Source organism: Mycobacterium sp. IDR2000157661 (assembly GCF_022317005.1).
In the GTDB taxonomy this organism is placed as follows: Bacteria; Actinomycetota; Actinomycetes; order Mycobacteriales; family Mycobacteriaceae; genus Mycobacterium.
In genome coordinates, this window is the sequence record NZ_CP081006.1 from 3489092 (window position 1) to 3514307 (window position 25216).

Below are 25216 nucleotides of genomic sequence, written 5' to 3' on the forward strand. Positions count from 1 at the left end.
GCCGCCATGTGAGACGCTGCCCGGGTGGCTGCGCCGGTGTATTCGGGCCGCGTCGCGGGGATCGCGGCCGGCTTCCTGGCCGATCTTGTGTTCGGTGACCCGCGGCGCGGGCATCCGGTGGCGCTCTTCGGTCGCGCCGCGGGCTCTATGGAGCGCGCGGGCTATGCCGACACCCGCTGGGCCGGGATCCGGCACTGTGGTGTGTTGCTCGGCGCGTTGGCGGTCTTGGGCGTCGCGGCAGAGCGCGCCGCCGTGCGGTCCGGCGCCGTCGCCGCCGCCACACTGACCGCGGCGAGCCTTTTCGTGTCGCTGGGCGGCGCGTCACTGGCACAGACCGGCGAGGACATGGCCCGCCGCTTGCGCAACGGTGACACCGCCGCGGCACGCCGACTGCTTCCCTCGCTGTGCGGGCGCGATCCCGCCGTTCTCGACGACGCCGGCCTGACCCGCGCGGCGCTCGAGTCCGTCGCGGAGAACACATCCGATGCCGCGGTGGCGCCGCTGCTGTGGGCCGCCGTCGGGGGCGTGCCCGCTGTGCTGGTCTACCGCGGCGCGAACACACTGGACGCGATGATCGGTCACCGCTCAACGCGGTATCGCCGATTCGGTTGGGCGGCAGCGCGGTTGGACGATCTGGTGAATCTCGCCGCGGCGCGGGTGACCGCGGTTCTGGTGGCTCTGTGCGCCCCTGTGGTGGGGGGATCGCCCGTGGCCGCGCTGCGGGCGTGGCGGCGCGACGCGGCCCGTCACCCCAGCCCGAACGCCGGAGTGGTGGAAGCCGCGTTCGCCGGCGCGCTGGCGGTGCGGTTGGGCGGGCCGACCCAGTACGCGCATGAACTCGAGATCCGCCCGACCCTCGGTGACGGCCGGCCCCCTCGGGTCGAGGAACTCGCCAGGGCGGTGCGGTTGTCCCGCGTCGTGCAGGCCGCCGCGGTCGGCATGGCGATTGCCCTCAGCGCCGCCGGCCGTAGCGGTCGGCAAGCTTGTCCTGGGGTGTGACGGGAACTTCGGCGCTCACCGCATCCTGTGCGGCCTTCTCCCGTCGGCGCTGCCGGATCTCGGCGTACACGAAGTAGCCAAGCCCGATCGGCGCGATGATGCCGAACGCGATCCACTGAATCCCGTAGGACAGGAACGGTCCGGCGTCGAGCGCGGGCAGGCTGATCTCGCCGAGTCCGCCGGGCTGGTCGCCGATCAGCTGGAGGTACGGACCGGCCAGCGCAACGCCGGTGAGTGCGGCGATCTGCTCGGTGTTGATCGAGTAAACCTGTTGCGTGCCGTCCTCGCGGAACGGTTCCCTGCCCTGCGCCACCGCCTCGGAGTCGCGCAGCCGCGCCACGATCGTCACCGGTCCGTCGGGCACCGGCGCGATGTCGGGAACCCGGGACCCGTCCACGGGCCGGACGTATCCCCGGTCGACGAGCACGGTGGGACCCCCGTCCACGGCGAACGGCACCAGCACCTCGAAGGCCGGTTCGCCTTCGATCACTCGCAGCCGGGCCAGCACCTGAGCCTGCGGGAGGTAGCGTCCGGTGGCCGTCACCCGCCGCCACTGCGCCTCGGGGGCCGACGAGTCCTGGTTCGGCACAAGCGATGTCAAGGGCACGGGATCGGCGCGCAGCGACTCGGCGATCTGCGCGTTCTCCCGTGAGGTCTCGGCGTTCTTGCCCAACTGCCACGGCGCGAGCACGGTGAAACACAGGTAGGCGAACGCGAGCACCACGACGAACAGCGCCAGCCAGGCGGGCTTGAACAAGAACGTGAACCGCCGCATCAGCTGGCCACACCGCGCCGGGCCAGTTGCTGGTCCACCCACTCGTGCAGGCCGGGCAGGGCCGCCTCGATGACGCGGTAGACGTCCTCGAAGTCGGACTGATCGCCGTAATAGGGGTCCTCCACGTCGAGCGGATGCGCACCAGATCGGGGGTCGAACGACCGCAACATCCGGATGCGGTCGGCCGGCACCCCGAGGTCGGTCAGCATGCGGAGGTGGTTGCGCCCCAAGGCGACGACCAGGTCGGCGGACATGTGGTCGTCATCCACCTGCGCGGCGCGGTGCGCCGTCGGGTAGCCGTGCGCGCGCAGCACGTGGCTGGCCCGACGGTCGGCGGGCTCACCGGCGTGCCATCCTCCTGTTCCGGCACTGGTCACCCGGACCGCATCGGCGAGCCCACGTTCGTCGATCTGGTGAGCGAACATCTTCTCCGCGATCGGGGAACGGCAGATGTTGCCCGAGCAGACGAAGGTCACGTGCAGCTGTTCAGACACCCAGCACCTCGCGCAGCGCGGCGACGGTCGGAACGTGCGCCAAGGCGGTCGGCGCATCCGGACCGGCGAAATCATCTCGGCCGTAACCCCATTGGACCACCACGGTATCGATGCCGTGCACCGCTGCGCCTTCGACGTCGTGAGCGCGGTCGCCGACCATCAGCACCCGCTCGGGCAGACCGCCCAGCTGAGCCAGCGCATGGGCGACGACGTCGGCCTTCTCGGCGCGGGAGCCGTCGAGGGTGGCGCCTGCGATCACCTCGAAGTGGTCGTCCAATCCGAAGTGGGCGAGGATGCGCTGCGCGGTGGGCTCGGCCTTGGAGGTGGCCACGGCGAGCCGCACGCCTGCGCTGCGGAGGTCGGCGAGAAGTGCGGGGATGCCGTCGAACAGCCGGTTGAGTGCCCACCCGCGGGTGGTGTAGTCGGCGCGGTAGGCGGCGATGGCTTCGTCGGTGCGCTCACCCAGACCGAGCCCGCGCAGCGTGTGATTCATCGGCGGGCCGACGACCATGGTGGCCAGGTCACCGTCGGGTACCGCGGCGCCGACCGAGCCGAGTGCATGGCGGAAGCTCGAGACGATGCCCTGCGCCGAGTCGGTCAGGGTGCCGTCGAGGTCGAAGACCACCAGTTGCGGGCGGGTTGCCGCGACGGTGGAGGCCAGCAAGTCGGTCACCCCCTCATTCTCCCCGATCGCCGGACGGGGACCAGCGGCGCACTACTGTCGTGATGTGGCGAGTCCTTTCCCTGCGGCCGCGCGCTACCACGGCGATCAGGCCGCGGTCCCCGGCATGCTGGACTTCGCTGTCAACGTCCGCGGTGATGGCCCCCCGTTGTGGCTGGTCGACCGGCTGACGGCCCGTCTGGTCGACCTCGGTCGGTATCCCAGCGCCGCCGACGAGCAGCGCGCCGTCGCGGCAGTCGCCGCCCGGCACGCACGCCCGGTCGACCAGGTCGCCCTGCTGGCGGGGGGCGCCGAAGGGTTCGCCCTGCTGGCGAATCTGCGACCGCGGCGGGCCGCGCTGATCGCGCCGTCGTTCACCGAGCCCGAAGCGGTCCTGTCGGCCGCCGGTGTGCCGTTCGACCATGTGGTGCTGGACCCGCCGTACCGCCTGACCGGTGGGCTGGTGCCCGATGCCGCCGACCTCGTCGTCCTCGGCAACCCGACGAACCCGACGGCCGTGCTGCACACCCGCGAGCAACTGCTGGCGCTGCGCCGCCCCGGCCGCATCGTGGTGGTCGACGAGGCGTTCGCCGACGCCGTCCCCGGTGAACCGGTGTCGCTGGCCGCCGATCCGCTGCCCGATGTGGTGGTGCTGCGCAGCCTCACCAAGACGTGGGCACTGGCCGGCCTTCGGGTGGGCTACGCGCTGGGCCCGGCCGAGGTGCTGACGCGGATGACGGCGCGGCGCCCGCACTGGCCGCTGGGGATCCTGCAGCTGGAGGCCATCACGGCGTGCACGACACCGGAAGCGGTGCACGAGGCCGACCGCGCCGCCCGCCGCCTGGCTGAGCTGCGCGCCGAGATGGTGGCGGCGCTGACTAGTATCGGCGTGCATGTCGTCGACGGCCGCGCCCCGTTCGTGCTGTTCTCCGTCCCGGATGCCGAGCTGATGCGAAAGCATCTCGAGCACAGGGGCATTGCGGTGCGGCGCTGCGACACCTTCGTCGGCCTGGACGGCGGGTTCCTGCGCGCCGCGGTGCGCCCGGAATGGCCGGTGCTGGTCGAGGCGATGGCCGAGGTGCTCCCATGAACGTGCCACTGTCCGAGATCATCGATGTGCTTGATGCCGCCTATCCGCAGGCACTGGCGCAGTCGTGGGACTCCGTCGGCCTGGTGTGCGGGGACCCGGCGGAGCCCGTCGACTCGGTCACCGTGGCGGTCGATGCGACGGCGGACGTCGTCGCCGAAGTGCCCGAGCGGGGCTTGCTGGTCGCGCACCACCCGTTGCTGCTGCGTGGCGTCGACACCGTGGCCGCAAGCACCGGCAAGGGCGCGCTGGTGCACCAGATGATCCGGACGGGCCGGGCGTTGTTCACCGCGCACACCAACGCCGACTCGGCGAATCCCGGAGTGTCCGACGCGCTGGCGCAGGCATTGGGGTTGACCGTCGAGGAGGTACTGGAACCGGTCAGCGCCGGACCCGACCTGGACAAGTGGGTGGTGTTCGTGCCCGCGGAGAACGCCGACGCGGTGCGGCGGGCCGTGTTCGCCGCCGGCGCGGGCCGCATCGGCGACTACTCGCACTGCAGTTGGAGCGCCACCGGCATCGGCCAGTTCCTTCCGCACGACGGCGCTTCGCCGGCCATCGGCACCGTCGGAACGGTGGAACGCGTCGCCGAGGAGCGGGTGGAAGTCATCGCGCCGGCCCGGTTGCGCGCCAAGGTGCTCGCGGCCATGCGTCAGGCCCACCCCTACGAGGAACCCGCGTTCGACGTCTTTGCGCTGGCCTCGATTCCCGGCGAGGTCGGGCTGGGCCGGGTGGGCGTCCTCCAGCGGCCGGAACCGCTGTCGGCCTTCGTTTCCCGTGTGAACGATGCACTGCCCGCGACGTCGTGGGGGGTGCGCGCCGCGGGTGATTCCGAAGCCGAGGTATCCCGGGTCGCGGTGTGCGGAGGGGCGGGCGACTCCCTGCTCGACGCCGTCGCGCGCGCAGGTGTCCAGGCCTATGTCACGTCGGACCTGCGCCACCATCCCGCCGATGAGCACCGCCGGACCTCCGGCGTGGTGCTGGTCGATGTGGCCCACTGGGCCAGTGAGTACCCGTGGTGCACGCAGGCCGCGGACGTGCTGCGTCGCCACTTCGGCGATGCGCTGCCCGTGCGCGTGTCGGCGGTACGCACGGATCCGTGGAATGTCGAAAGATGAGGCATGAAAGCTGAAGTAGTCCATCAACGCTCGTTGCTCGAGTTAGCCCAACTCGACGCCGAGCTGAGCCGCAACGACCACCGTGCCAAGAATCTGGCCGAGCAGCGGCGCGTCGAGGAGATCCAGGGCACGCACCGTGCGGCAAACGACCGCCTGGCCGCGCTGCAGATCGCCATAGAAGACCTCGACGCCCAGGTCGCCAAGTTCGAATCCGAGATCGACGGTGTGCGCCAGCGCGAGGACCGCGACCGGAGAATGCTGGCCGACGGGTCCGTCGACGCCAAGCAGCTCACCGACCTGCAGCACGAACTCGCGACGCTCGAGCGCAGGCAGTCCGCGCTGGAGGACTCGCTGTTGGAGGTGATGGAGCGGCGCGAGGAACTGCAGCGCGACCAGGGCAGCGAGCTGACCACGATCGACGAGCTGCAGAACGAGCTGGGCCTCGCGCAGACCGCCTGTGAGGCGGTGCGCACCGAACTGGACGAGGTGCGCAGGCAGAGCCTGTCCCGCCGGGAGGAACTGATCTCGGCCCTCGACGCCGACCTGGTAGCGCTCTATGAGCGGCAGCGCGCCCGCGGCGGTGCGGGTGCCGGCCAGCTCATGGGTCGACGCTGCGGCGCCTGCCGGATCGAGATCGACAAGGGTGAGCTCGCGCGAATCTCGGCGGCGCCCGACGACGAGGTGCTGCGCTGCCCAGAGTGCGGCGCAATCCTGCTGCGGGTCAAGGGCACCGGGTGAAGGTCATCGTGGAGGCCGACGGGGGGTCACGCGGCAACCCGGGGCCGGCGGGTTACGGCTCGGTGGTGTGGTCGGCCGACCGCAGTACGGTGCTGGCCGAGAGCAAGGAGGCGATCGGTCACGCCACCAACAACGTCGCCGAATACCGCGGCCTGCTCGCCGGTCTGACCGAGGCCGCCAGCCTGGGCGCCGACGAGGTCGACGTCTTCATGGACTCCAAGCTCATCGTCGAGCAGATGTCAGGACGCTGGAAGGTCAAGCATCCCGACCTGGCGCCGCTGCATCAGCAGGCCCGCTCGATCGCGGCCCGATTCGACCGCATTGCTTACAGCTGGATTCCGAGAGAGCAGAACAGCCACGCCGACCGGCTGGCGAACGAGGCGATGGATGCCGCTGCCGAACTCGCCGCCGCCGCGGTGCAACCCGTTGGGCAGCAGACGTCGAGTCCCGCCGGCTGGACCGGTGCACGCGGCGCGCCGACTCGGCTTCTGCTGCTGCGGCACGGTCAGACCGAACTGTCGGTCAACCGGCGATACTCGGGCCGCGGCAATCCTGCGCTCACCGACCTCGGCCGACGCCAAGCCGAAGCCGCCGCACGGTATCTCGGCGACAAGGGCGGCGTGGCCGCGGTCATCACCTCGCCGTTGCAGCGGGCCTACGACACCGCCGCCGCGGCGGCCAAGGCGCTGGGGCTCGACGTCTCCGTCGACGACGATCTGATCGAGACCGACTTCGGCGACTGGGAGGGATTGACGTTCTCCGAAGCAGCCGAACGGGATCCGCAGCTGCATCGGAAATGGTTGCGTGACACCAGCGTATCTCCACCGCAAGGCGAGAGCTTCGACGCCGCCGCCGAACGCGTGGATAGGGCGAGGGCACGCATCATCGCCGAGCACACCGGTGAGACGGTGTTGGTCGTGTCGCACGTGACCCCGATCAAGACGCTGCTGCGCACGGCCCTCGACGCAGGGGCGGGCATCCTCTATCGGTTGCACCTGGACCTGGCGTCGCTGTCCATCGCCGAGTTCTACCCCGACGGTGCGGCGTCGGTGCGGCTGGTCAACCAGACGGTGTATCTCGATCAGTTGTGAAGGTGCAGGCGTTCGCCGTGCGGCCCGAAGATGGTGATCGCCTCGGCCGGGCCGTCGACGAAGCCGAACCAGTGCGGTGTCCAGGTTGAGAACTCAACGGCCTCACCAGGTTTCACCGTGAAGTCCCGCTCGCCGAGGATCAGCCGGAGCTGACCGGACAACACATACATCCAGTCCCATCCCTCGTGCACCGGCAGCTCGGCGGGAGGGGTGCGGCGGCGGGCGCTGATGCGCACCTTGAACGCGTGCAGACCGCCGCCTGCCTGGCGGGTGAGCGGCCAGTAGGTGATGCCGTGGGCGGTGTGCGAACCGCTGCGCACCCGCGGGTCCACAGCTTCGGGAATGCGCAGCAGGTCGTCCGTGCTGACCGACAACGCGGCGGCCAGCCGGGGTAGATGGTCCAGGGCGAGTCGGCGCTTACCGGATTCCAGTCGGCTCAGTGTCGACACATCGATGTTCGACCGGCCCGCCACCTCTTCGAGCGTGAGACCGCGTTGCTGGCGCAGTTGGCGCAGCCGACGCCGGACCTGTGCGTCGACACCGTCGTCTTTTGCCTCCATGGCAAGAAAGCTTGGCAGGACGCCTCGACGGTTGCAAGGTGGTGACATGGGAAATGAGCGCGACTGCATCGTCGGTGACGGCGCGGAAGGGAGAGATCGTGTCAACGCCTGATACCAAGCAGCACTGGGAGGACCACTACTCCGAACGCAAGCGGGTGTGGAGCGGTCGCGCGAACGTCCGTCTCGTCGAGGTCGCGTCGACCTTGGCGCCCGGCGCGGCACTGGATCTCGGCTGCGGAGAAGGTGGCGACGCCATGTGGCTCGCTGAACACGGTTGGCGCGTGGTGGCGGTCGACATCTCCGACACCGCGCTGGCCCGCGCCGCCGAGGACGCCGAGCAACGAGGGGTGCGCGACCGGATCGACTTCCAGCAACACGATCTGTCGGCGACCTTTCCCGTCGGCGAGTTCGACCTCGTGTCGGCGCAGTTCTTCCACTCGATGCTGCCGCTCGACCGGACGGCGATCTTCGGCAAGGCGGCCGCAGTGGTGCGGCGGGGCGGTGTGGTGATGATCGTCGACCACTGTGGTCCACCACCCTGGGCGTCGAAGCTCGACCATGACCACCACCACACGTTCGTGGCCCCCGAGGAACTGCTCTCGTCCCTGGCGTTGCCCGAGGCCGACTGGGAGACGGCGCGGGTGGACACGGTGGAACGCGAGATCACCGATCCCGAGGGACGGCCGACCACGTGGATCGACAACGTGATCGCGCTGCGGCGGCGCTAGTCACGTCGCGTCGTGGAAGATCAGGCCGAGGGTGTAGCGCTCGCCGGACCGGTGGCGGCCCATGTCGACGGTCGTGCGGAACAAATCGTCGGCGGCGTAGAGGCCGCGGATCTCGCGTGCTTCCGGCTTGGTGAGTAGCCGGGGGAGCAGCGCGCCGCCGACCTCGTCGAGTTGGGCGGCGATTGCGTCCCAGTCGCCGGAATCCACCCGGGTGTGCCACTTCGTCTGCGCCATCTCCACCACCATGCATGGTCGAGTGCCTCGCCGCGCCATGGGCCCGTATTAGGTGGCGCGTGGCGTCATCCCCGGTTCCGCCGCCAGAAGCCGCCGAATCTTCGCCCGGTTCTCTCCACCTCGGCGCTGCGTTCCCACCGCCACGTGTGGCCGTTCTCCGCGGCCACAGCGTCGCACAACCTGGATAGCTCGCGGGCATCGTGCGGTGACAGAAGGCTGACGAACAGTGGGCCATCGCGGCTCAAGCGGGTGATCACCTCCTGCAGCAGCGGCAACGACTCGCCTTCCAGGGGGTCCGGGTTGTCGTGGACCCACATGAGCTTCCTTCCGAGGTAGGTGTAGATGTAGTCGTCCATCCGATCTAGCTACCCCGCCGACGTGCTGGCCAAGCCGACAATGAGTTCTGCGCCGGCTACGGCGCAGATCCACCGCCGTTCTGACTGCGGTACTACGAGTCCGTCAACTGGGTCAGCCGCACGCTGTTGCCGGACGGATCGCGGAAGCCGGAGTCGATTCCGTACGGCATCTGATTCGGCGGCTCGGTGAATTCGACTCCGCGGGCGGTCATTTCCTTGTACGCCGTCTCGATGTCGTCGGTCGTGAGGAACACCGTTCCGGCGAAACCCTTCGCGGTGAGGTCGAGCACCTGCTTGCGTGTCGCCTCGTCCATCATCGGCCCACCGGGTACCGCCATCAGAACCAGGTTGACGTCATCCTGTCCGGGCGGGCCGACGGTGAGCCACCGGAAGTCGCCCATCTCCTCGGGGAACGAGACGTCCTCGCGCAATTCCATTCCGACCTTCTCGGTCCAGAACCTCAAAGCGACTTCCTGATCGTGAACCCATAAGTGGGCGCTGCCGATTCTCATCATGGCGCCGACGCTACGGCCGACCGGCGCCGCCCGTCTTCTCCCCGTGTGCTGTCTTGCGGACCCTGCTGCCGGCCCGCGGACGGGTGTCGCGTTTGAGGATGCAACTCGGGATCCGGGCGTGCGTCGCCGCGGGCGGTAGGCCTGCCCGGTACGCGGCGGGCGGCTTGCCGTAGACGCGGGCGAACGTGGTGGTGAACGACCCGACGCTGTGCAGGCCCACCATCACGCAGATGTCGGCGACTGACCGATCCGTGTGGCGAAGCAGCGCGGCAGCCCGCTCGAGCCGCCGGGATTGCAAGTAGGCCCGCGGCGATTCACCGAACGTCCGGGTGAACATCCGGCTGAAGTGGGCCCGGGACAGGCCGGCCGCGGCGGCGAGGTCGTCGACGGTGATCGCCTCGGCGTACCGGGCGTCGACCAGATCTTTCGCGCGCAACAGATAGCGGGCCGGAGGTACCTGCGCCATGGCCACAAGTATGTCTCGCTCGCGGAACAGCGACCACACGCAGTACGTTGTTAGCGCGGATGAGTTGGCCGGGCGGCCGCGGAATCGAGGTTCACCTGGGTTTCGAGGAAAGTCCGGACTTCACAGAGCAGGGTGATTGCTAACGGCAATCCGAGGTGACTCGCGGGAAAGTGCCACAGAAAACAGACCGCCACCGGCGACGGTGGTAAGGGTGAAACGGTGCGGTAAGAGCGCACCAGCACTCCGGGTGACCGGAGTGGCTAGGCAAACCCCACCCGAAGCAAGGCCAAGAAGGCCGCAACCTGGTTGCGGCCGCGCAAGCGTCCGAGGGTTGCTCGCCCGAGCTTGCGGGTAGGCCGCTCGAGGCACCCGGCAACGGTGTGTCCAGATGGATGGTCGCCGCTTCGCCGCCGTGGTCAATGCGGCGGCGAGGGACAGAATCCGGCTTACAGGCCAACTCATCCGCCCCCGCCGGGAACTCAGCGTTCCTTGCGCACCGCCTTGTCGAGCTTGCGCAGGGCATCGTCCAGTTGGTCGCGGGAGCGCTGTGCCAGATCGTCCTCCATCTGGTACAGCAGGCCGTAGGTGAAGGTGTCCTCGCCCGCGGCGTGCGCTACCTCCGCCTGCTGGCTCAGATGCGTGCGGCTGACGACGCTGTCTTGGTGGTCACCGAGCAGCGACTGGATGGTCTTGGCTCGTTCCGACACCTTGGCCTTGCCGGTTGCCGCCGCGGTGTAGCGAAGCCGTTTGGCCCCCTTGCGGATTCGGTGCAGGGCCTCGTCCTTGTCGTCGTCGGCGCCGGCCGCGGCCGCGGCCTTGGCGGCCTTGCGGACACGCTTGTACGCCGAATCGATGCCGGCCGGCGCCCGCTCCTCCTCGCCGGGTTGGGTCGGCGCCGGCTCGGCTGCGACAAGACCTTCCAGTGCGTCCAGCAGCCGGAAGTAGCGCTCCGACCGCATCGCGATCAGCGAGCGCCTCAGGCCGGAGGCATACCGGCGTTTCGCGCCGTCGACCAGTCGCTCGCGCACGGGTCCACGGATCAGCTCTGCGGGCAATCCCTCGAGTGCGCGTTCGTAGCGTTCGGCGAGCACTTCCGCGTCGCGGGCCACACCGAGGATTGCCGCGAGTTGCCGTAGCTCGTCGAGGATCCAGGCATCGCCGGAGATGCCGAAAGTGTCGCGCGCCGACTGCAGCAGGCTGCGGATCTTGCGCGTCGTCACCCGCATCTGGTGCACCGAATCCCACACGTCGGCCCGCACCGCGCGATCCCACTCGATCAGCGCATCGACCTGCTCGGCCACCGCGCGGTGGATGGGATCAAGCGGCTCGGGGGCCTCGTCCGGTACCGGCGTGTCGCCCAGTACCCGGGCCAGCTTCGATCCACTGGAGGCCGGGACGGCGCCGGCATCCAGCAGCCGGTTCGACAGCCGGTCCAGGAGATCGGGGTCCACGCCCTCGGTCAACTCGAGTTCCCACTCGCGCCACGTCTGCTCGGAACTCTGCGCGTCGGCCCGGGCCGTCACCTGGTCGTCACAGAACTCGGCGATGGCAGTGCCCTCGGCGCCGCAGAGCATCTCGACGGTCCGGTCGGTCACGATGCGCGCGACGGGCGACAGCGGGCGATCGCGCACGATGGCCAGCACGATGTCGCGCAAGTCGTCGGGCACCTCGCCACCCTCGCCGAGCGGCAGTCGCACTTCGGTGCGCGCGTCGGGTTCTGCGGGCAGCTTGAGATGCCAGCCCTCGTCGGGCCCTCCGGTACGACGGCGCAGCGTGATCCGGTGGGCGGCCAGGTCGTGCTCGGGGGTGTCGAAGTACACCGCCTCGAGTCGGTAGGACGGGGACCGCTCGACCCGCGACACCGACGACAGACCCTCGAACGACGGCGACACGGTCGATTCCACGACGTCGAACTTGCGCTCGACCTCCAGGTGACGTGACTTCTGATCATTCGGTTTGCCCATGATGCGAGATAGATTGCCACATGCAGGTGAACACGATGGAGTGCGGCGACGTTAGAGTCCACGTGTGACCGATTACCAAACGCTGACGTTCGAGCAGTCCGGCCCCATCGCCCGCATCACGCTCAACCGGCCCGACGCGGCAAACGGCATGAATGACACCATGACCCGCGAACTGGCCGCCGCCGCCAAGCGTTGCGACACCGATGCCACCAAGGTGGTCGTGCTCACCGGCGCCGGTCGCTTCTTCTGCGCCGGAGGCGATCTCAAGTCCTTCGCGTCGGCACCCGACCGAGGCGCCCACATCAAAGGCGTCGCCGACGATCTGCACCGGGCGATCTCGACCTTCGCCCGGATGAACGCGGTCGTGGTCACCGCCGTCAACGGCACCGCCGCCGGAGCCGGTTTCTCGCTCGCGGTGACCGGCGATCTGGTGCTCGCCGCCGAGTCCGCGTCGTTCACGATGGCCTACACCCGCGTGGGGCTGAGCCCCGACGGCAGTTCCTCGTACTACCTGCCGCGGCTGATCGGCATCGCCAAGACCAAGGAACTGATGCTGACCAACCGCACGCTGTCGGCGCAGGAGGCCTCACAGTGGGGACTGGTCACCGAGGTGGTGCCCGACACCGAACTGGCCGAGCGCGCCGGTGCGCTGGCCGACCAAATGGCCGCCACCGCAGCAGGTTCCAACGGCGGGGTGAAGAACCTGCTGCTCGCGACGTTCAACAACGGCCTCGAGGAACAGCTCGAGCTGGAGGGCCGGCTCATCGCCGAACGCGCCCGGTCCGCCGACGGCCGCGAGGGTGTGGACGCCTTCATGGCCAAACGCAGGCCGCAGTTCGCGTAGCACGATCCCTAGAACGAGTGCTCGTCGGCGGGGAACGTGCCGCTGGCCACTTCGTCGGCGTATTGCACGGCGGCACGGCGCAGCTCGTCACCGACAGCGCCGAACCGCTTGACGAACTTGGCGGTCTTGCCACTGGTCATGCCCGCCATGTCCTGCCACACCAGCACCTGCGCGTCGCAGTTGGGGCCCGCGCCGATCCCGACGGTGGGAATCGTCAGCTTCCCGGTGATCTGGGTGGCCAGCTCGGCGGGCACCATCTCCATCACGACGGCGAATGCGCCCGCCTCGGCGACAGCGATGGCGTCGTGGATGGTCTGCTCGGCCCCGTCGCCGCGGCCCTGGACGCGGAAGCCGCCGAGCCCGTTGACGCTCTGCGGGGTGAACCCGATGTGCGCCATGACCGGGATGCCTGCGGCCGACAGCGTGGCGATCTGCTCGGCCACCCGCTCGCCGCCCTCGAGCTTCACCGCGTGCGCACCGGTCTCCTTCAGGAACCGGGTTGCGCTGGCGAGCGCCTGCTGCGGACCGGCCTCGTAGCTGCCGAACGGCATGTCGGCTACCACCAGCGCATGCGGCGCGCCGCGGACCACGCCGCGCACGAGCGGGATGAGCTCGTCGACGGTGACCGGCACGGTGGTGTCGTAGCCGTAGACGACGTTGGCCGCCGAGTCGCCGACCAGGAGGACGGGAATGCCTGCGTCGTCGAAGACGCGGGCGGTGGAGTAGTCGTAGGCCGTCAACATGGCCCACTTGTGGCCCTCGGCCTTCCACTTCTGCAGATGAAGGGTGCGTGTTCGGATGCGCGGTTTGACCTCGGCAGCACCGTAGACGGTCTGCTCAGACATCGCTGTCTCCCACAGGGGTGAGTCGGGTCGAATCCTCGAGGCCGTCGAAGGTCCCCGGGTTTCGTCTGACGTTGTCCAGTCTGCCACTGCAGGCCGAGGAAGTGGAAAGCCGTGTTGAGTGGATTTGCTCACACCCGTGTCGGGCAGGCATAGCATCGCGGCATGCAACGGCTCAGCGGACTCGACGCCAGCTTCCTGTACCTCGAAACCGCACAGCAGCCGTTGCACGTGTGCTCGATCCTCGAACTCGACACGTCCACCATGCCGGGGGGCTACACCTTCGACCGGTTCCGCGACGCGCTCGACCAGCGGATCAAGGCGATGCCGGAGTTCCGCGAGAAGCTCGCCGACAACCGCTTCAACCTCGACCATCCGGTCTGGGTGGACGACAAGGACTTCGACCTCGACCGCCATCTGCACCGCATCGGGCTGCCCACCCCGGGCGGCCGCAAGGAACTCGCCGAGATTTGCGGGCACATCGCGTCGCTGCCGCTGGACCGGACCCGCCCGCTGTGGGAGAAGTGGGTGATCGAGAACGTGTCGGGCACCGACCCGAAGGACGGCGGCTGCATCGTGGTGATGACCAAGGTGCACCACGCCGGTGTCGACGGGGTGACAGGCGCCAGCATGATGTCGCAGCTGTGCAGCACCGAACCCGACGCGCCGCCGCCGGATCCGGTCGACGGGGTGGGCGAGGCGAACGCGCTCGAGATCGCGGTGACGGGCGCGGTCAGGTTCGCGACCCGGCCGCTCAAGCTCGTCAACGCGCTGCCGGTGACGCTGTCCTCGGTGGTCGACACCGTGCGCCGCGCGCGCAGCGGGCTGGCGATGACACCGCCGTTCGCGGCGCCCAAGACGGCGTTCAACGCCAACGTCACCGCGCACCGCAACGTCGCGTTCGCCCAGCTCGACCTCGAGGACGTCAAGACCGTCAAAAACCACTTCGGAGTCAAGGTCAACGACGTCGTCCTGGCCCTGGTGGCCGGCGTGTTGCGCAAGTTTCTCGACGACCGGGGAGAACTGCCGAAGAATTCCCTGGTCGCGATGGTGCCGGTGTCGGTGCACGACAGGTCCGACCGGCCGGGCCGCAACCAGGTGTCGGGCATGTTCGCCCGCCTCGAGACGCACATCAAGGACCCGGCGCAGCGCCTGAAGTCCATCGCCGAAACCAATTCGGTTGCCAAACAACACAGTTCGGCCATCGGCGCGACACTGCTGCAGGACTGGACGCAGTTCGCGGCGCCCGCGGTCTTCGGGGTGGCGATGCGCGTCTACGCCGCGAGCAACTTGAGCGGCGCCCGTCCCGTGCACAACCTCGTCGTCTCGAACGTGCCCGGCCCGCAGATGCCGTTGTACTACGTAGGCTGCGAGACCAAGGCGATGTACCCGCTGGGCCCGATCTTCCACGGCTCGGGACTCAACATCACCGTCATGTCGCTGAACGGCAAGCTCGACGTCGGCATCGTTTCTTGCCCGGAGTTGGTGCCCGACCTGTGGGACATGGCAGACGACTTCGCGGTGGCCCTCGACGAGCTGCTGGCCGCCACGCGATAGCCGCCTAGCCAGCACCGATGCCTGTTCATGGCAGCATGTGGAGCCATGAACCGCATGATCGGCGTCCTGGCGCCCACGGTGCTTGTTCTCGTCGCCGGTTGCAGCAACCTGGTGGAGGGGCGCGCCATGGTCGCGGTGCCTCCGCCGGGCACTCCGATCGAGTGGAGCGAGTGCCAGACCGAGCCGAGCGACGAGGCCCGCGTCCCGGCCGGCGCCGAGTGCGGCATGCTGTCGGTGCCCGTCGACTACGACGACCCCGACGGTGAGGTCGCCCGGCTCGCGATGATCCGCTTTCCGGCCGCCGGCGACAAGATCGGCTCGTTGGTGATCAACCCCGGGGGGCCGGGTGAGTCCGGCGTGGAGGCCGCCGCCAGCCTCGTCAGTTCGCTGCCCGAGTCGGTGCGCCAGCGCTTCGACCTCGTGGGGTTCGACCCGCGCGGGGTCGCCAACTCCACGCCCGCGCTGTGGTGCAATTCCGACGCCGACAACGACCGGCTGCGCGCGCTGCCTCAGGTGGACTACTCACCCGAGGGCGTCGCCGAGATCGAGGAGGAGACCAAGGCCTTCGTCCAGCGCTGCGAGGACAAGATGGGCGAGGAGTTCCTTGCCAACATCGGCACCGAGAACGTGGCCCGCGATCTCGACACCATTCGCGAGTCGCTCGGCGACGACAAGCTGACCTACCTCGGTTATTCGTACGGCACGCGGATCGGCGCCGTCTACGCCGAGCAGTTCCCGGACAAGGTGCGCGCGATGGTGCTCGACGGCGCCGTCGACCCCAACGCCGATCCGACGGAGGCCAACGTCCGGCAGGCCGCCGCGTTCCAGACCGCGTTCAACGACTATGCCGCCGACTGCGCGAAGGACCCGTCGTGTCCGCTGGGCACCGATCCCGCGAAGGCCACCGAGGTCTACCACGATCTGGTCGACCCTCTGGTGGAGGAGCCGCTGGAGACGCAGGACCCGCGCGGGCTCAGCTACTCCGACGCGCTCGTCGGCACGATCCTGCCGCTGTACTCGCCCAACCTGTGGCGTCATCTCACCCAGGCGCTCAACGAGATGCAGGCCGGCAGGGGTGACACCATGCTGGCGCTGGCCGACCTCTACATGGGTCGTGATGAGCAGGGCCACTACAACAACTCCACCGACGCCAGGGTGGCGATCAACTGTGTCGACAAACCGGCGGTGACCGACCGGGCGGAAGCCGTCGAGGAGGACCGCCGGGTACGCGAAGCCGCACCGTTCATGAGCTACGGCGAATTCACCGGGCACGCGCCGCTGAGCACCTGCGCCTTCTGGCCGGTACCACCGACCAGCGAGCCGCACGAAATCCAGGTGAATGGACTGCCGCCGGTGCTCGTGGTGTCGACGACGAACGACCCGGCCACACCCTATGAGGCCGGCGTGGAACTGGCCAAGCAGCTCGGCGGCGTGCTGGTGACCTACGACGGGACTCAGCACACCGTGGTGTTCCAAGGCGACCAGTGCGTCGACGACATCGCCGCGCGTTACCTCGTCGACCTGACGCTCCCGCCGCCGGATAGCCGCTGTACGTGACCTGATCACAGCCTGGTCACCGTTGGATCCCGGCTACAGACGCCGGCGCGTCGGCGTGCAACCATGGCTGCCATGTGGCGGGTGGGCAGTATCGTCGCGCTCGCGATCCTCGTAGCGTCGACGGTCGCGGGCCCGGCTGCGTCGGCGACGCCGGAGTGGGGTGATTGCGAGCGGTTCCTCGACACCGCCGATATCCCCACCGCGCAGTGCGGGATGGTGGCGGTACCGGTCGACTACACCAAACCCGAAGGCGCACAAGCGCAATTGGCTGTGATTCGAATCCCTGCGAGCGGCAACCGGATCGGTGTGCTCATGGTCAACCCCGGCGGACCCGGCGCGTCGGCGGTCGAGACCGTCGCGGGCATGGGCGCGGCACTGGCCGACACCGAAATCGGCCGCAGCTTCGACCTCGTCGGCGTGGATCCGCGCGGCGTCGGGCATTCGACGCCCGAACTGCGGTGCCGCACCGACGCGGAGTTCGACGTATTCCGCCGCGAACCGCTGGCCGACTACAGCCCCGCCGGGGTCGCCCACATCGAGCGGCTGTACGGAGAATTCGTGCAGGCGTGCGTCGACCGGGTCGGCACCGAATTCCTGGCCGGCGTCGGCACCGCGACCGCGGTGCAGGACATGGACGTGGTGCGCGCCGCGCTGGGCGAGCACCGGATCAGCTACCTCGGGTTCTCCTACGGCTCCGAACTCGGCGCTGCCTACGCCGCACGGTATCCGGACCGGGTGCGCGCCATGGTCTTCGACGGCGCGATCGATCCGCGCCTCGACCCGATCGCCAGCCGGATCCGCCAGATGAGCGGCTTCCAGGCGGCGTTCGACGACTACGCCGCCGACTGCGCCCAGTCGCCGGGATGCCCGCTGGGCACCGACCCTTCGCAGTTCGTCGCCCGCTTCCACCAGTTGGTCAACCCGTTGGTGCAGCGGCCCGGCTACACGTCCGATCCGCGTGGGCTCAGCTATCAGGACGCCATCACCGGAACGGTGAACGGCCTGTACTCACAGCGCTATTGGACGTATCTGACCAGCGGTCTGCTCGGCCTGCAGCGGGGCACCGACGCCGGCGACCTGTTGCTGCTGGCCGACGAGTACCAGGGCCGCAACGAGACGGGTCACTACACCAACCAGCAGGACGCGTTCACCGCGATCGGATGCGTCGACGCGCCGTTCCCCACCGACTCGGCCACCTGGGTCGAGGCCGATCGGCGGGTACGCGAAGTGGCGCCGTTCCTGTCCTATGGCGGATTCACCGGCTTCGCGCCGCGCGACGTGTGCGCGATGTGGCCTGTCCCGCCGACTTCGGAACCGGGCCCGGCGTCGTCGCCGGGCCCCGGCAAGGTGATCGTGGTGTCTACCACCGGGGACCCGGCCACGCCGTACCAAGCCGGTGTCGACCTGGCCCGGCAGATGTCTGCGCCGCTGATCACCTTCGAAGGCACCCAGCACACCGTCGTCTTCAACGGTGACGCCTGCGTGGACACCGCGGTGGTGAATTACCTCGTCGACTCGGTGGTCCCGCCCGACGGCCTGCGGTGCTGAAGCGTCACGTTTCTACGGGATGTCCCAGTGCCCCGCCGTCCCTTCGAAGAACGGGTTCTCGAAGCCCTGGACCGTCGGCAGCTTCCTGAGCTCGTCGGGCGCGATCCCGAAGAACGGGTTGGGAACTCCGTTGATCACTTCCTCGGTCGTCAGCTGCTCAGGCCGTAGTTGCTCGGACGGCAGGCCGAAGAAATCGTCGACCTCCGGCAGGCCGGGCCACGCGTCAGGCACGCCCCACTCCGGGATCTCCCAGTGGCCGGGCGCCTCGTCGAAGAACGGGTTCTCGAAGCCCTGGACGGTGCGCATCTTCATGAGCTGCCCGGGCGGGATGCCGTAGAAGGGGTTCGGGATCCCGTTGATGAAGGCCGCGTTCTTCAGCTGCCCGGGCGGGATCTTCGCGCCGCCCAGCTTGAAGTAGTCGTCGACCTCCGGCACGTCCGGCAGGAGGTCCGGCAAGTCGATCTCCAGTGGCGGCGGCACCTGCCCCGGCGGCACGTTGCCGAGCGGTCCGGGCGGCACGTTCGCGGGCGGTCCGGGTGGAACGTTCGCGGGCGGTCCGGGTGGAACGTTGGCCGGCGGTCCCGGTGGCACGTTCGCGGGCGGTCCCGGTGGCACGTTCGCGGGCGGTCCGGGTGGCACCTGCCCCGGGGGCAGCTTGAGGTCCGGCCCACGCGGTACGTCGACCTTCGGGGCCTCGGCATTCGGCCCCGGGGGCCCCGGAACCGGAGGCACGGGCGGGGTGGGGAACTTCGGGTCGGCCTGCACGGCGCCGGCTCCGAGGCCGAGCGCGGTGGCGCCACTCAGCGCCCCGGCCACACCTGCTGCGACTGCCGCTTTCTTCAAATTCATGAATCGCTCCTTGCCTCGCGTCGTCCGGCCCGCGATCTCGTCGTGCGCGCTTCAGACGTGTGGGTTCTGGTCGGCCCGAGCGTCCTGAGGACGGCCCCGGCCGCAAGCGACCCCCCGATTGAGGCGATAGATACCCCGCGGGGCCGACACACCAAACCTCATCCGGCGGAAATCGCGGCCATGCGTAACTCCGCGCGCTGAACTATGGCGACGCACGTAACACAGATTTAACAGCCGCTGCCTACGCTGCGGATATGGACCGGCAGAAGGAATTCGTGCTGCGCACGCTGGAGGAACGCGACATCCGCTTCGTCCGGCTGTGGTTCACCGATGTGCTCGGATACCTGAAATCGGTCGCCATCGCGCCCGCCGAACTCGAGGGTGCGTTCGAGGAGGGCATCGGTTTCGACGGCTCCTCGATCGAGGGTTTCGCCCGCGTGTCGGAGGCCGACATGGTGGCCCGCCCCGACCCGTCGACGTTCCAGGTGCTGCCGTGGGCCGACGGCTCCGGCAAGCACCATTCGGCGCGGATGTTCTGCGACATCACCATGCCCGACGGCTCGCCGTCGTGGGCGGACTCTCGCCACGTGCTGCGCAGACAGCTGGCCAAGGCCAGCGATCTGGGCTTCTCCTGCTACGTGCACCCCGAGATCGAGTTCTTCCTGCTCAAGCCCGGCGAGGACGACGGGACCCCGCCGACTCCAGCTGATAATGGCGGCTACTTCGACCAGGCCGTGCACGATTCGGCGCCGAACTTCCGCCGCCACGCCATCGACGCGCTCGAGCAGATGGGCATCTCGGTGGAGTTCAGCCACCACGAGGGGGCGCCGGGGCAGCAGGAGATCGACCTGCGCTATGCCGACGCGCTGTCGATGGCCGACAACGTGATGACCTTCCGCTACGTCGTCAAGGAGGTCGCCCTCGGTGACGGCGTGCGGGCGTCGTTCATGCCCAAGCCATTCGCCGAACATCCGGGCTCGGCGATGCACACCCACATGAGCCTGTTCGAGGGTGAGACCAACGCCTTCCACAGCCCCGACGACGTGCTGCAGCTGTCTGACGTCGCCAAGTCGTTCATCGCCGGAATCCTCGAGCACGCCAAGGAGATCAGCGCCGTCACCAACCAGTGGGTGAACTCCTACAAGCGGTTGGTGCACGGCGGTGAGGCGCCGACGGCCGCGTCCTGGGGTGCGGCGAATCGCTCGGCGCTGGTTAGGGTTCCGATGTACACGCCACGCAAGGCGTCGTCTCGGCGCATCGAGGTGCGCAGCCCCGACTCGGCCTGCAACCCGTACCTGACGTTCGCGGTGCTTCTCGCCGCCGGACTGCGCGGCATCGAGAAGAACTATGTGCTCGGACCGCAGGCCGAGGACAACGTTTGGAACCTCACCCCGGAAGAGCGCAACGCGATGGGCTACAAGGAGCTGCCGGGCAGCCTGGGCGTCGCGCTCGAGCAGATGGAGAACTCCGAACTGGTGGCCGAGGCGTTGGGCGAGCACGTCTTCGATTACTTCCTGCGCAACAAGCGCGCGGAGTGGGAGAACTACCGGAGCCACGTGACGCCGTTCGAGCTGAAGGCCTACCTGTCGCTGTAGCACCACGGATCGTGCTACCTGCGATACCGGCTGCGCTACCTTTCAGGGGTGGCCAAACCCGCGACGCAGCGCCCGAAGCTGCCCAGCGTCGGGCGTTTGGGGCTGGTCGAACCGACCGCGCAGGCGGACCTCGACCGACTCGGGTGGAACACCGACGCCTGTGTCGAGCTGCTGTGGTCACTGTCGCGGGCGCCCGACGCCGACGGCGCGCTGCGCACGATGGTCCGACTGGCCGAAGCGTTGGGCTCCGGCTGGGACGAGCTCAACAATGCCGTGCAACAGGACCGCGGCCTGCGGGGCAGGCTCTTCGGCGTCCTGGGCTCCTCGATGGCACTCGGCGACCACCTTGTCGCCCATCCGGGCAACTGGCGCCTGCTTGCCGGTGATGTGGTGTTGCCGTCGGTCGAAACGTTGCGCGACACGTTCGTCGCTGCGGCCGAGGAGGCCGGTGAGCCCGCCGCTGCAGTGCAGCCGATGCGCGCGCTCTACCGCGACCGGCTGCTGGTGCTGGCAGCCCTGGACCTGGCCTCGGTGGTGGAGAACGAGGCGGTGCTGCCCTTCACCACGGTGGCCGCCCACCTATCCGATCTCGCCGACGTCGCGCTGGAGTCCGCGCTGCACATCGCGATGCGCTCGGCGGGCGGTGAGAACCCGCCCCGGCTGGCGGTGATCGCGATGGGCAAATGCGGTGCCAGGGAACTGAATTACGTCAGCGACGTCGACGTCATCTTTGTGGCCGAGAACGCCGACGCGGTCACCACCCGAGTGGCGGGTGAACTCATGCGCTTCGCCGCCGACGCGTTCTTCGAAGTCGATGCCGCGCTGCGCCCCGAGGGCAAGCACGGCCAGCTGGTCCGGTCGCTGGACTCGCATGTGGCCTACTACCAACGGTGGGCCAAGACCTGGGAGTTCCAGGCGCTGATGAAGGCGCGGCCCGCGGCCGGTGACTCCGAACTGGGCCGGGCCTACGTCGAGGCGCTGATGCCGATGGTCTGGACCGCTTGCGAGCGTGAGCATTTCGTCTCCGAAGTGCAGTCGATGCGACGACGCGTCGAGGAGCTGATCCCTGCCGAGCGGCGGGCGCGCGAGATCAAGCTGGGCACCGGCGGACTGCGCGACGTCGAGTTCGCCGTGCAGCTGCTGCAGCTGGTGCACGGCCGCAACGACGAAGCACTGCATGTGGCCTCGACGGTGGATGCGCTGGGCGCCCTGGGCGAGCGTGGATACATCGGCCGCGACGACGCCGCCAACCTCACCGCCTCCTACGAGTTCCTGCGGCTGCTCGAGCACCGGCTGCAGCTGCAGCGGCTGGTGCGTACCCACCTGCTGCCCGACGAGGACGACGACGAGTCGCTGCGGTGGCTGGCCCGTGCCGCACACATGCGCCCCGATGGCAGGCACGACGCCCTGGGTGTCCTGCGCGAGGAGCTCAAGCGTCAGACGCTGCGGGTGTCGCGGCTACACGAGAAGCTGTTCTACCAGCCGCTGTTGGAATCGGTCGGCCAACCGGCGCTGGGCATCAGCGGGGTGTCGGGGGTCTCGGAGGGGATGAGCACCGAGGCCGCGCAGCGCCAGCTCGCCGCGCTGGGCTACGAGGGCCCGCAGAGCGCACTGACCCATCTGGCCGCGTTGACCGGCGGGAGCGGGCGTCGCGGCCGGGTACAGCAGGTGCTGCTGCCGACGCTGCTGGACTGGCTGTCCGACACCCCCGACCCCGATGCGGGGCTGCTGTCGTACCGGCGCATCAGCGACGAGCTCGCCGAGCAGCGGTGGTATCTGTCTACGCTGCGCGATGAGGGTGCGGTGGCCAAGCGGCTGATGCAGGTGCTCGGTACGTCTGCCTACGTGCCCGAACTGCTGATGAGGGCTCCCGAGGTGATCCAGTCGTACGCCGACGGACCCAACGGGCCGAAGCTGCTCGAGGTCGAACCGGACGGGGTGGCGCGCGCGCTGGTCGCCTCGGCCGCGCGGCATCCCGATCCGCAGCGGGCCATCGCCGCGGCGCGCACCCTGCGCAGGCGCGAGCTGGCCCGCATCGCATCGGCCGACCTGCTGGGGATGCTCGAGGTGACCGACGTGTGCTGCGCGCTGACCACCGTGTGGGTCGCGGTCCTGCAGGCCGCACTGGAAGCGGTGATCCGGGCCAACAGCACCGACGGCGGTCCGCTCGCCCGCATCGCCGTCATCGGCATGGGCCGGCTGGGCGGCGGGGAACTGGGCTACGGGTCGGACGCCGACGTGATGTTCGTCTGCGAACCCGAAGGCGGCGTTGAGGAGTCGGCCGCGGTGAAGTGGGCCGTCAACGTCGCTGAGAAGGTGCGCACGCTGCTGGGCACACCGAGCGCGGACCCGCCCCTGGAGGTCGACGCGAACCTGCGGCCGGAGGGGCGCAGCGGTCCGCTGGTGCGCACGCTGGGCTCCTACGAGGCGTACTACACGAAATACGCTCAGGTCTGGGAAGTTCAAGCGCTGCTGCGGGCGCACCGGGTCGCGGGCGATCTCGAACTCGGTGAGCGCTTTCTGCTGATGGTCGACAAGATCCGCTACCCGCCGGACGGGTTGTCGCCGCAAGCCGTGCGCGAGATCCGGCGGATCAAGGCACGCGTGGACGCCGAGCGGCTACCGCGCGGCGCAGACCCCAACACCCACACCAAGCTCGGCCGCGGCGGCCTGGCCGACATCGAGTGGACCGTGCAGCTGCTGCAGCTGCGCCATGCGCACGAAGTGTCTGCCCTGCACAACACCTCGACACTGCAGGCGCTCGACGCGATCGGCGCCGCGGAGCTGATCGCCGAGGGCGACGTCGAGCTGCTGCGGCAGGCCTGGCTCACCGCTACAAGCGCGCGCAACGCGCTGGTGCTCGTGCGCGGAAAGGCGACCGACCAGCTGCCCGGTCCCGGCCGGCAACTCAACGCGGTCGCGGTGGCCGCCGGCTGGGACAGCGACGACGGCGGCGAGTTCCTCGACAACTATCTGCGGGTGACACGGCGGGCAAAAGCCGTGGTACGAAAGGTTTTCGGGGAATGAGGCCCAGCGAATGAGGCGTAACGTATGAGCATGGATTTCGGGTTCGACGTGATCACCGAGGACGAGTATCAGCGTCAGCGAGCGCTGTACGGGCCGCTGACCGAGGCGGTGCGCCGCCTCGTCGATGCGAGCCTGCACACCGAACTCGACGAGGTGGCGGTCCGCGACGCGCAGGCGCAGGTCGAGGCGGTGGCCGAACTGCTGGAGAGCAAGCAGCGCGCGGTGACGTCGACCCTGCGGCATGAGAGCACCGGTCGCCCCCTGGCCTGGGCCAATCCCGCGGTGGGACTGCGTAATGCCATCGCCCCGCCGATGGTCATCCACCATGAGAACGACGGCCGGTGCTGGAGCGAGTTCACCCTCAGCGGGGCATACGAGGGACCGCCGGGATGGGTGCACGGCGGCATCTGCGCGCTGGTGCTCGACCACCTGCTGGGCGAGGCGGCCAGCGAGGGGTTAACCCAGCCGAAGTTCACCGGCACCATCTCGCTGCGTTATCTACGCGGCACTCCGTTGGGGCCGCTGCGCGCCGAGGCCTTCGTCGAAAGGTCCGAGGGCGTCAAGACCTTCGCCCGCGGCGAACTGATGGACGCCGACGGCGCCACAGTGGAGGCCGAGGGTGTGTTCATCCGGCCGGTGTGGGCGCGCGACGCCGGATGAGATTCTATGTCAGCCTCGCGTTCCTGGACACCGGTGAGGTGGTCGAGATCGCCAAGGCCGCAGACGATCTCGGTTACGACGGGCTGGGCATCCCCGACCACGTCGTGAATCTGGAGACCCTGCAGACACCGTATCCGTACACCAAGGACGGGCGACGACGGTGGGAGGCCTTCACGGACTGGCCGGACCCCTGGGTGCTGATCGGCGCGTTGGCCACGGTCACCGCGCGTATCCGGTTCGTCACCACGGTCTACCTGCCCGCGATGCGCGATCCGTACTCGGCGGCGAAATCGATCGGCACAGCGGCGGTTCTGGCTGGCGGCCGGCTGGAGCTCGGCATCGGCGTCGGTTGGTGCTCCGAGGAGTTCGCGCTGATGGGCCAGCAGTTCGCGCGCCGCGGCAAGCGCACCGACGAGATGCTCGCGTTGATGAAGGAGCTGTGGAAGCCGGGATGGACGGAGTTCGAGGGCGAGTTCTACTCGACGCCGCGGCTAGAGATGGAGCCCACGCCGCCGCCGATCCCCGTGTACGTCGGTGGGCTCTCCGATGTCGCGCTGCGCCGGGCAGCGCGTCACGACGGCTGGATCGGTGACCTCATCACCACCGAGCATGCGCTCGAGCGCGTCGCCAAGCTCCGTGAGTTGCGCGCCGAGAACGGGTTGTCCATGGACGATTTCACCGTCATCACACCGCTGACCGACGCGTTCACCTCCGAGCAATACGACCGTGCCGAGGCTGGCGGAATCCAGGGCATCGTCACCATGCCGTGGATGTTCTATGCGGGCCCGCAAGCAACGCTGGCGGAGAAGATCGACGGGATGAAGCGGTTTCGCAAGGACCTCGGGCTGGACTGACGTCGCGGCGTCGGGCATGGCACGGGTGCCGCAAGTGGCGACCCCTCGCGTGGTCTCTTGCCACTGAATGTGCCGAAGCGATCGGTGTCGAGGTTCG

Annotated in this window: 24 protein-coding genes, 1 other RNA gene and 1 pseudogene; 15 read left to right on the plus strand and 11 right to left on the minus strand. The window is 69.0% G+C overall.

The genetic code is table 11. From position 1 onward, the window contains the following. Positions 1 to 24: 24 nt before the first annotated feature. Positions 25 to 999, plus strand: a complete 975-nt coding sequence (locus K3G64_RS18080; protein WP_238886253.1) for a cobalamin biosynthesis protein — start codon at positions 25 to 27, stop codon at positions 997 to 999. On the opposite strand, the gene K3G64_RS18085 is transcribed toward K3G64_RS18080, so the two are convergent. Genes K3G64_RS18085 through K3G64_RS18095 form a run of 3 tightly spaced genes read right to left on the minus strand, consistent with a single transcriptional unit; the run spans position 953 to position 2941 of the window. Further along, a complete protein-coding gene (locus K3G64_RS18085; protein ID WP_238886255.1) occupies positions 953 to 1774 on the minus strand; it encodes an SURF1 family cytochrome oxidase biogenesis protein in 822 nt (273 codons plus the stop codon). The two genes, K3G64_RS18080 and K3G64_RS18085, sit on opposite strands and share 47 nt — an antisense overlap. Then, positions 1774 to 2268 carry a low molecular weight protein-tyrosine-phosphatase gene (locus tag K3G64_RS18090; RefSeq protein WP_238886256.1) on the minus strand — a complete coding sequence of 165 codons (495 nt, stop codon included), beginning with the start codon at positions 2266 to 2268 and terminating at the stop codon, positions 1774 to 1776. The genes K3G64_RS18085 and K3G64_RS18090 overlap by 1 nt, the downstream gene beginning before the upstream one ends. Then, positions 2261 to 2941: an HAD-IA family hydrolase gene (locus tag K3G64_RS18095; protein WP_238886258.1), complete on the minus strand. Its 681-nt coding sequence runs from the start codon at positions 2939 to 2941 to the stop codon at positions 2261 to 2263. The genes K3G64_RS18090 and K3G64_RS18095 overlap by 8 nt, the downstream gene beginning before the upstream one ends. A 55-nt stretch (positions 2942 to 2996) precedes the next feature. Here K3G64_RS18095 and cobC point away from each other — a divergent pair, with 55 nt between their 5' ends. From cobC to K3G64_RS18115, 4 genes are read left to right on the plus strand one after another with little or no spacing between them, the layout of a single operon-like run. Then, positions 2997 to 4019 (plus strand): Rv2231c family pyridoxal phosphate-dependent protein CobC, encoded by a 1023-nt coding sequence (cobC, locus tag K3G64_RS18100; protein WP_238886260.1) that lies wholly within the window; start codon positions 2997 to 2999, stop codon positions 4017 to 4019. Further along, positions 4016 to 5134, plus strand: a complete 1119-nt coding sequence (locus K3G64_RS18105) for a Nif3-like dinuclear metal center hexameric protein (RefSeq protein WP_238886262.1) — start codon at positions 4016 to 4018, stop codon at positions 5132 to 5134. Before cobC ends, K3G64_RS18105 begins: the two co-directional genes overlap by 4 nt. A 3-nt stretch (positions 5135 to 5137) precedes the next feature. After that, the gene (locus K3G64_RS18110; protein ID WP_238886264.1) at positions 5138 to 5872 is read left to right on the plus strand and encodes a zinc ribbon domain-containing protein; all 735 of its coding nucleotides are present in this window, start codon (positions 5138 to 5140) and stop codon (positions 5870 to 5872) included. Next, entirely contained in the window at positions 5869 to 6963 is a 1095-nt protein-coding gene (locus tag K3G64_RS18115; protein ID WP_238886266.1) for a bifunctional RNase H/acid phosphatase, read from the plus strand. The genes K3G64_RS18110 and K3G64_RS18115 overlap by 4 nt, the downstream gene beginning before the upstream one ends. Here the strand turns inward: K3G64_RS18115 and K3G64_RS18120 are convergent. Next, a complete protein-coding gene (locus K3G64_RS18120; RefSeq protein WP_238886267.1) occupies positions 6954 to 7523 on the minus strand; it encodes a helix-turn-helix domain-containing protein in 570 nt (189 codons plus the stop codon). The genes K3G64_RS18115 and K3G64_RS18120 overlap by 10 nt on opposite strands. Before the next feature lie 98 nt (positions 7524 to 7621). Between K3G64_RS18120 and K3G64_RS18125 the strand changes: the two genes are divergently transcribed. Next, positions 7622 to 8251 carry an SAM-dependent methyltransferase gene (locus K3G64_RS18125; RefSeq protein ID WP_238886268.1) on the plus strand — a complete coding sequence of 210 codons (630 nt, stop codon included), beginning with the start codon at positions 7622 to 7624 and terminating at the stop codon, positions 8249 to 8251. A 42-nt stretch (positions 8252 to 8293) separates the two neighbouring features. Here K3G64_RS18125 and K3G64_RS18130 read toward each other — a convergent pair. The 4 genes and pseudogenes from K3G64_RS18130 to K3G64_RS18145 form a co-directional block, all read right to left on the minus strand. Next, positions 8294 to 8485: pseudogene (locus K3G64_RS18130) on the minus strand (2OG-Fe(II) oxygenase); the annotation flags it as partial. 65 nt (positions 8486 to 8550) lie between these two features. After that, positions 8551 to 8841, minus strand: a complete 291-nt coding sequence (locus tag K3G64_RS18135) for a hypothetical protein (protein WP_238886269.1) — start codon at positions 8839 to 8841, stop codon at positions 8551 to 8553. Positions 8842 to 8933: 92 nt separating this feature from the next. Next, a complete protein-coding gene (locus tag K3G64_RS18140; RefSeq protein WP_238886270.1) occupies positions 8934 to 9356 on the minus strand; it encodes a VOC family protein in 423 nt (140 codons plus the stop codon). Positions 9357 to 9366: 10 nt separating this feature from the next. Then, positions 9367 to 9822 (minus strand): helix-turn-helix transcriptional regulator, encoded by a 456-nt coding sequence (locus tag K3G64_RS18145; protein ID WP_238886271.1) that lies wholly within the window; start codon positions 9820 to 9822, stop codon positions 9367 to 9369. Between the two features lie 60 nt (positions 9823 to 9882). Here K3G64_RS18145 and rnpB point away from each other — a divergent pair. Further along, positions 9883 to 10287, plus strand: an RNA gene (rnpB, locus tag K3G64_RS18150) — RNase P RNA component class A. A gap of 14 nt (positions 10288 to 10301) precedes the next feature. Here the strand turns inward: rnpB and K3G64_RS18155 are convergent. Continuing rightward, a complete protein-coding gene (locus K3G64_RS18155) occupies positions 10302 to 11786 on the minus strand; it encodes a CYTH and CHAD domain-containing protein (RefSeq protein ID WP_238886272.1) in 1485 nt (494 codons plus the stop codon). 64 nt (positions 11787 to 11850) lie between these two features. Between K3G64_RS18155 and K3G64_RS18160 the strand changes: the two genes are divergently transcribed. Continuing rightward, positions 11851 to 12630, plus strand: coding sequence for an enoyl-CoA hydratase/isomerase family protein (locus tag K3G64_RS18160; RefSeq protein ID WP_238886273.1), 780 nt, complete (start codon positions 11851 to 11853; stop codon positions 12628 to 12630). An 8-nt stretch (positions 12631 to 12638) separates the two neighbouring features. Here the strand turns inward: K3G64_RS18160 and panB are convergent, their stop codons facing one another. Further along, positions 12639 to 13475 carry a 3-methyl-2-oxobutanoate hydroxymethyltransferase gene (gene panB, locus K3G64_RS18165; RefSeq protein WP_238886274.1) on the minus strand — a complete coding sequence of 279 codons (837 nt, stop codon included), beginning with the start codon at positions 13473 to 13475 and terminating at the stop codon, positions 12639 to 12641. Positions 13476 to 13637: 162 nt separating this feature from the next. On the opposite strand from panB, the gene K3G64_RS18170 reads away from it, so the two are divergent. From K3G64_RS18170 to K3G64_RS18180, 3 genes are all read left to right on the plus strand, one after another. Then, positions 13638 to 15029, plus strand: coding sequence for a WS/DGAT/MGAT family O-acyltransferase (locus K3G64_RS18170; protein ID WP_238886276.1), 1392 nt, complete (start codon positions 13638 to 13640; stop codon positions 15027 to 15029). Positions 15030 to 15074: 45 nt separating this feature from the next. Next, a complete protein-coding gene (locus tag K3G64_RS18175; RefSeq protein WP_238886277.1) occupies positions 15075 to 16586 on the plus strand; it encodes an alpha/beta hydrolase in 1512 nt (503 codons plus the stop codon). 63 nt (positions 16587 to 16649) lie between these two features. Then, positions 16650 to 18134: an alpha/beta hydrolase gene (locus K3G64_RS18180; protein WP_238886279.1), complete on the plus strand. Its 1485-nt coding sequence runs from the start codon at positions 16650 to 16652 to the stop codon at positions 18132 to 18134. A gap of 12 nt (positions 18135 to 18146) precedes the next feature. Here the strand turns inward: K3G64_RS18180 and K3G64_RS18185 are convergent, their stop codons facing one another. Then, positions 18147 to 18983 (minus strand): hypothetical protein, encoded by an 837-nt coding sequence (locus K3G64_RS18185; protein ID WP_238886281.1) that lies wholly within the window; start codon positions 18981 to 18983, stop codon positions 18147 to 18149. Between the two features lie 254 nt (positions 18984 to 19237). Between K3G64_RS18185 and glnA the strand changes: the two genes are divergently transcribed. The 4 genes from glnA to K3G64_RS18205 are packed head-to-tail and all read left to right on the plus strand — an operon-like array spanning position 19238 to position 25119. After that, the gene (gene glnA / locus K3G64_RS18190) at positions 19238 to 20578 is read left to right on the plus strand and encodes a type I glutamate--ammonia ligase (protein ID WP_238886283.1); all 1341 of its coding nucleotides are present in this window, start codon (positions 19238 to 19240) and stop codon (positions 20576 to 20578) included. 48 nt (positions 20579 to 20626) lie between these two features. Further along, entirely contained in the window at positions 20627 to 23605 is a 2979-nt protein-coding gene (locus K3G64_RS18195; protein ID WP_238886285.1) for a bifunctional [glutamine synthetase] adenylyltransferase/[glutamine synthetase]-adenylyl-L-tyrosine phosphorylase, read from the plus strand. Between the two features lie 24 nt (positions 23606 to 23629). Next, positions 23630 to 24265 (plus strand): PaaI family thioesterase, encoded by a 636-nt coding sequence (locus K3G64_RS18200; protein WP_238886286.1) that lies wholly within the window; start codon positions 23630 to 23632, stop codon positions 24263 to 24265. Next, positions 24262 to 25119 (plus strand): TIGR03619 family F420-dependent LLM class oxidoreductase, encoded by an 858-nt coding sequence (locus K3G64_RS18205; protein WP_238886287.1) that lies wholly within the window; start codon positions 24262 to 24264, stop codon positions 25117 to 25119. The genes K3G64_RS18200 and K3G64_RS18205 overlap by 4 nt, the downstream gene beginning before the upstream one ends. Positions 25120 to 25216 lie beyond the last annotated feature (97 nt).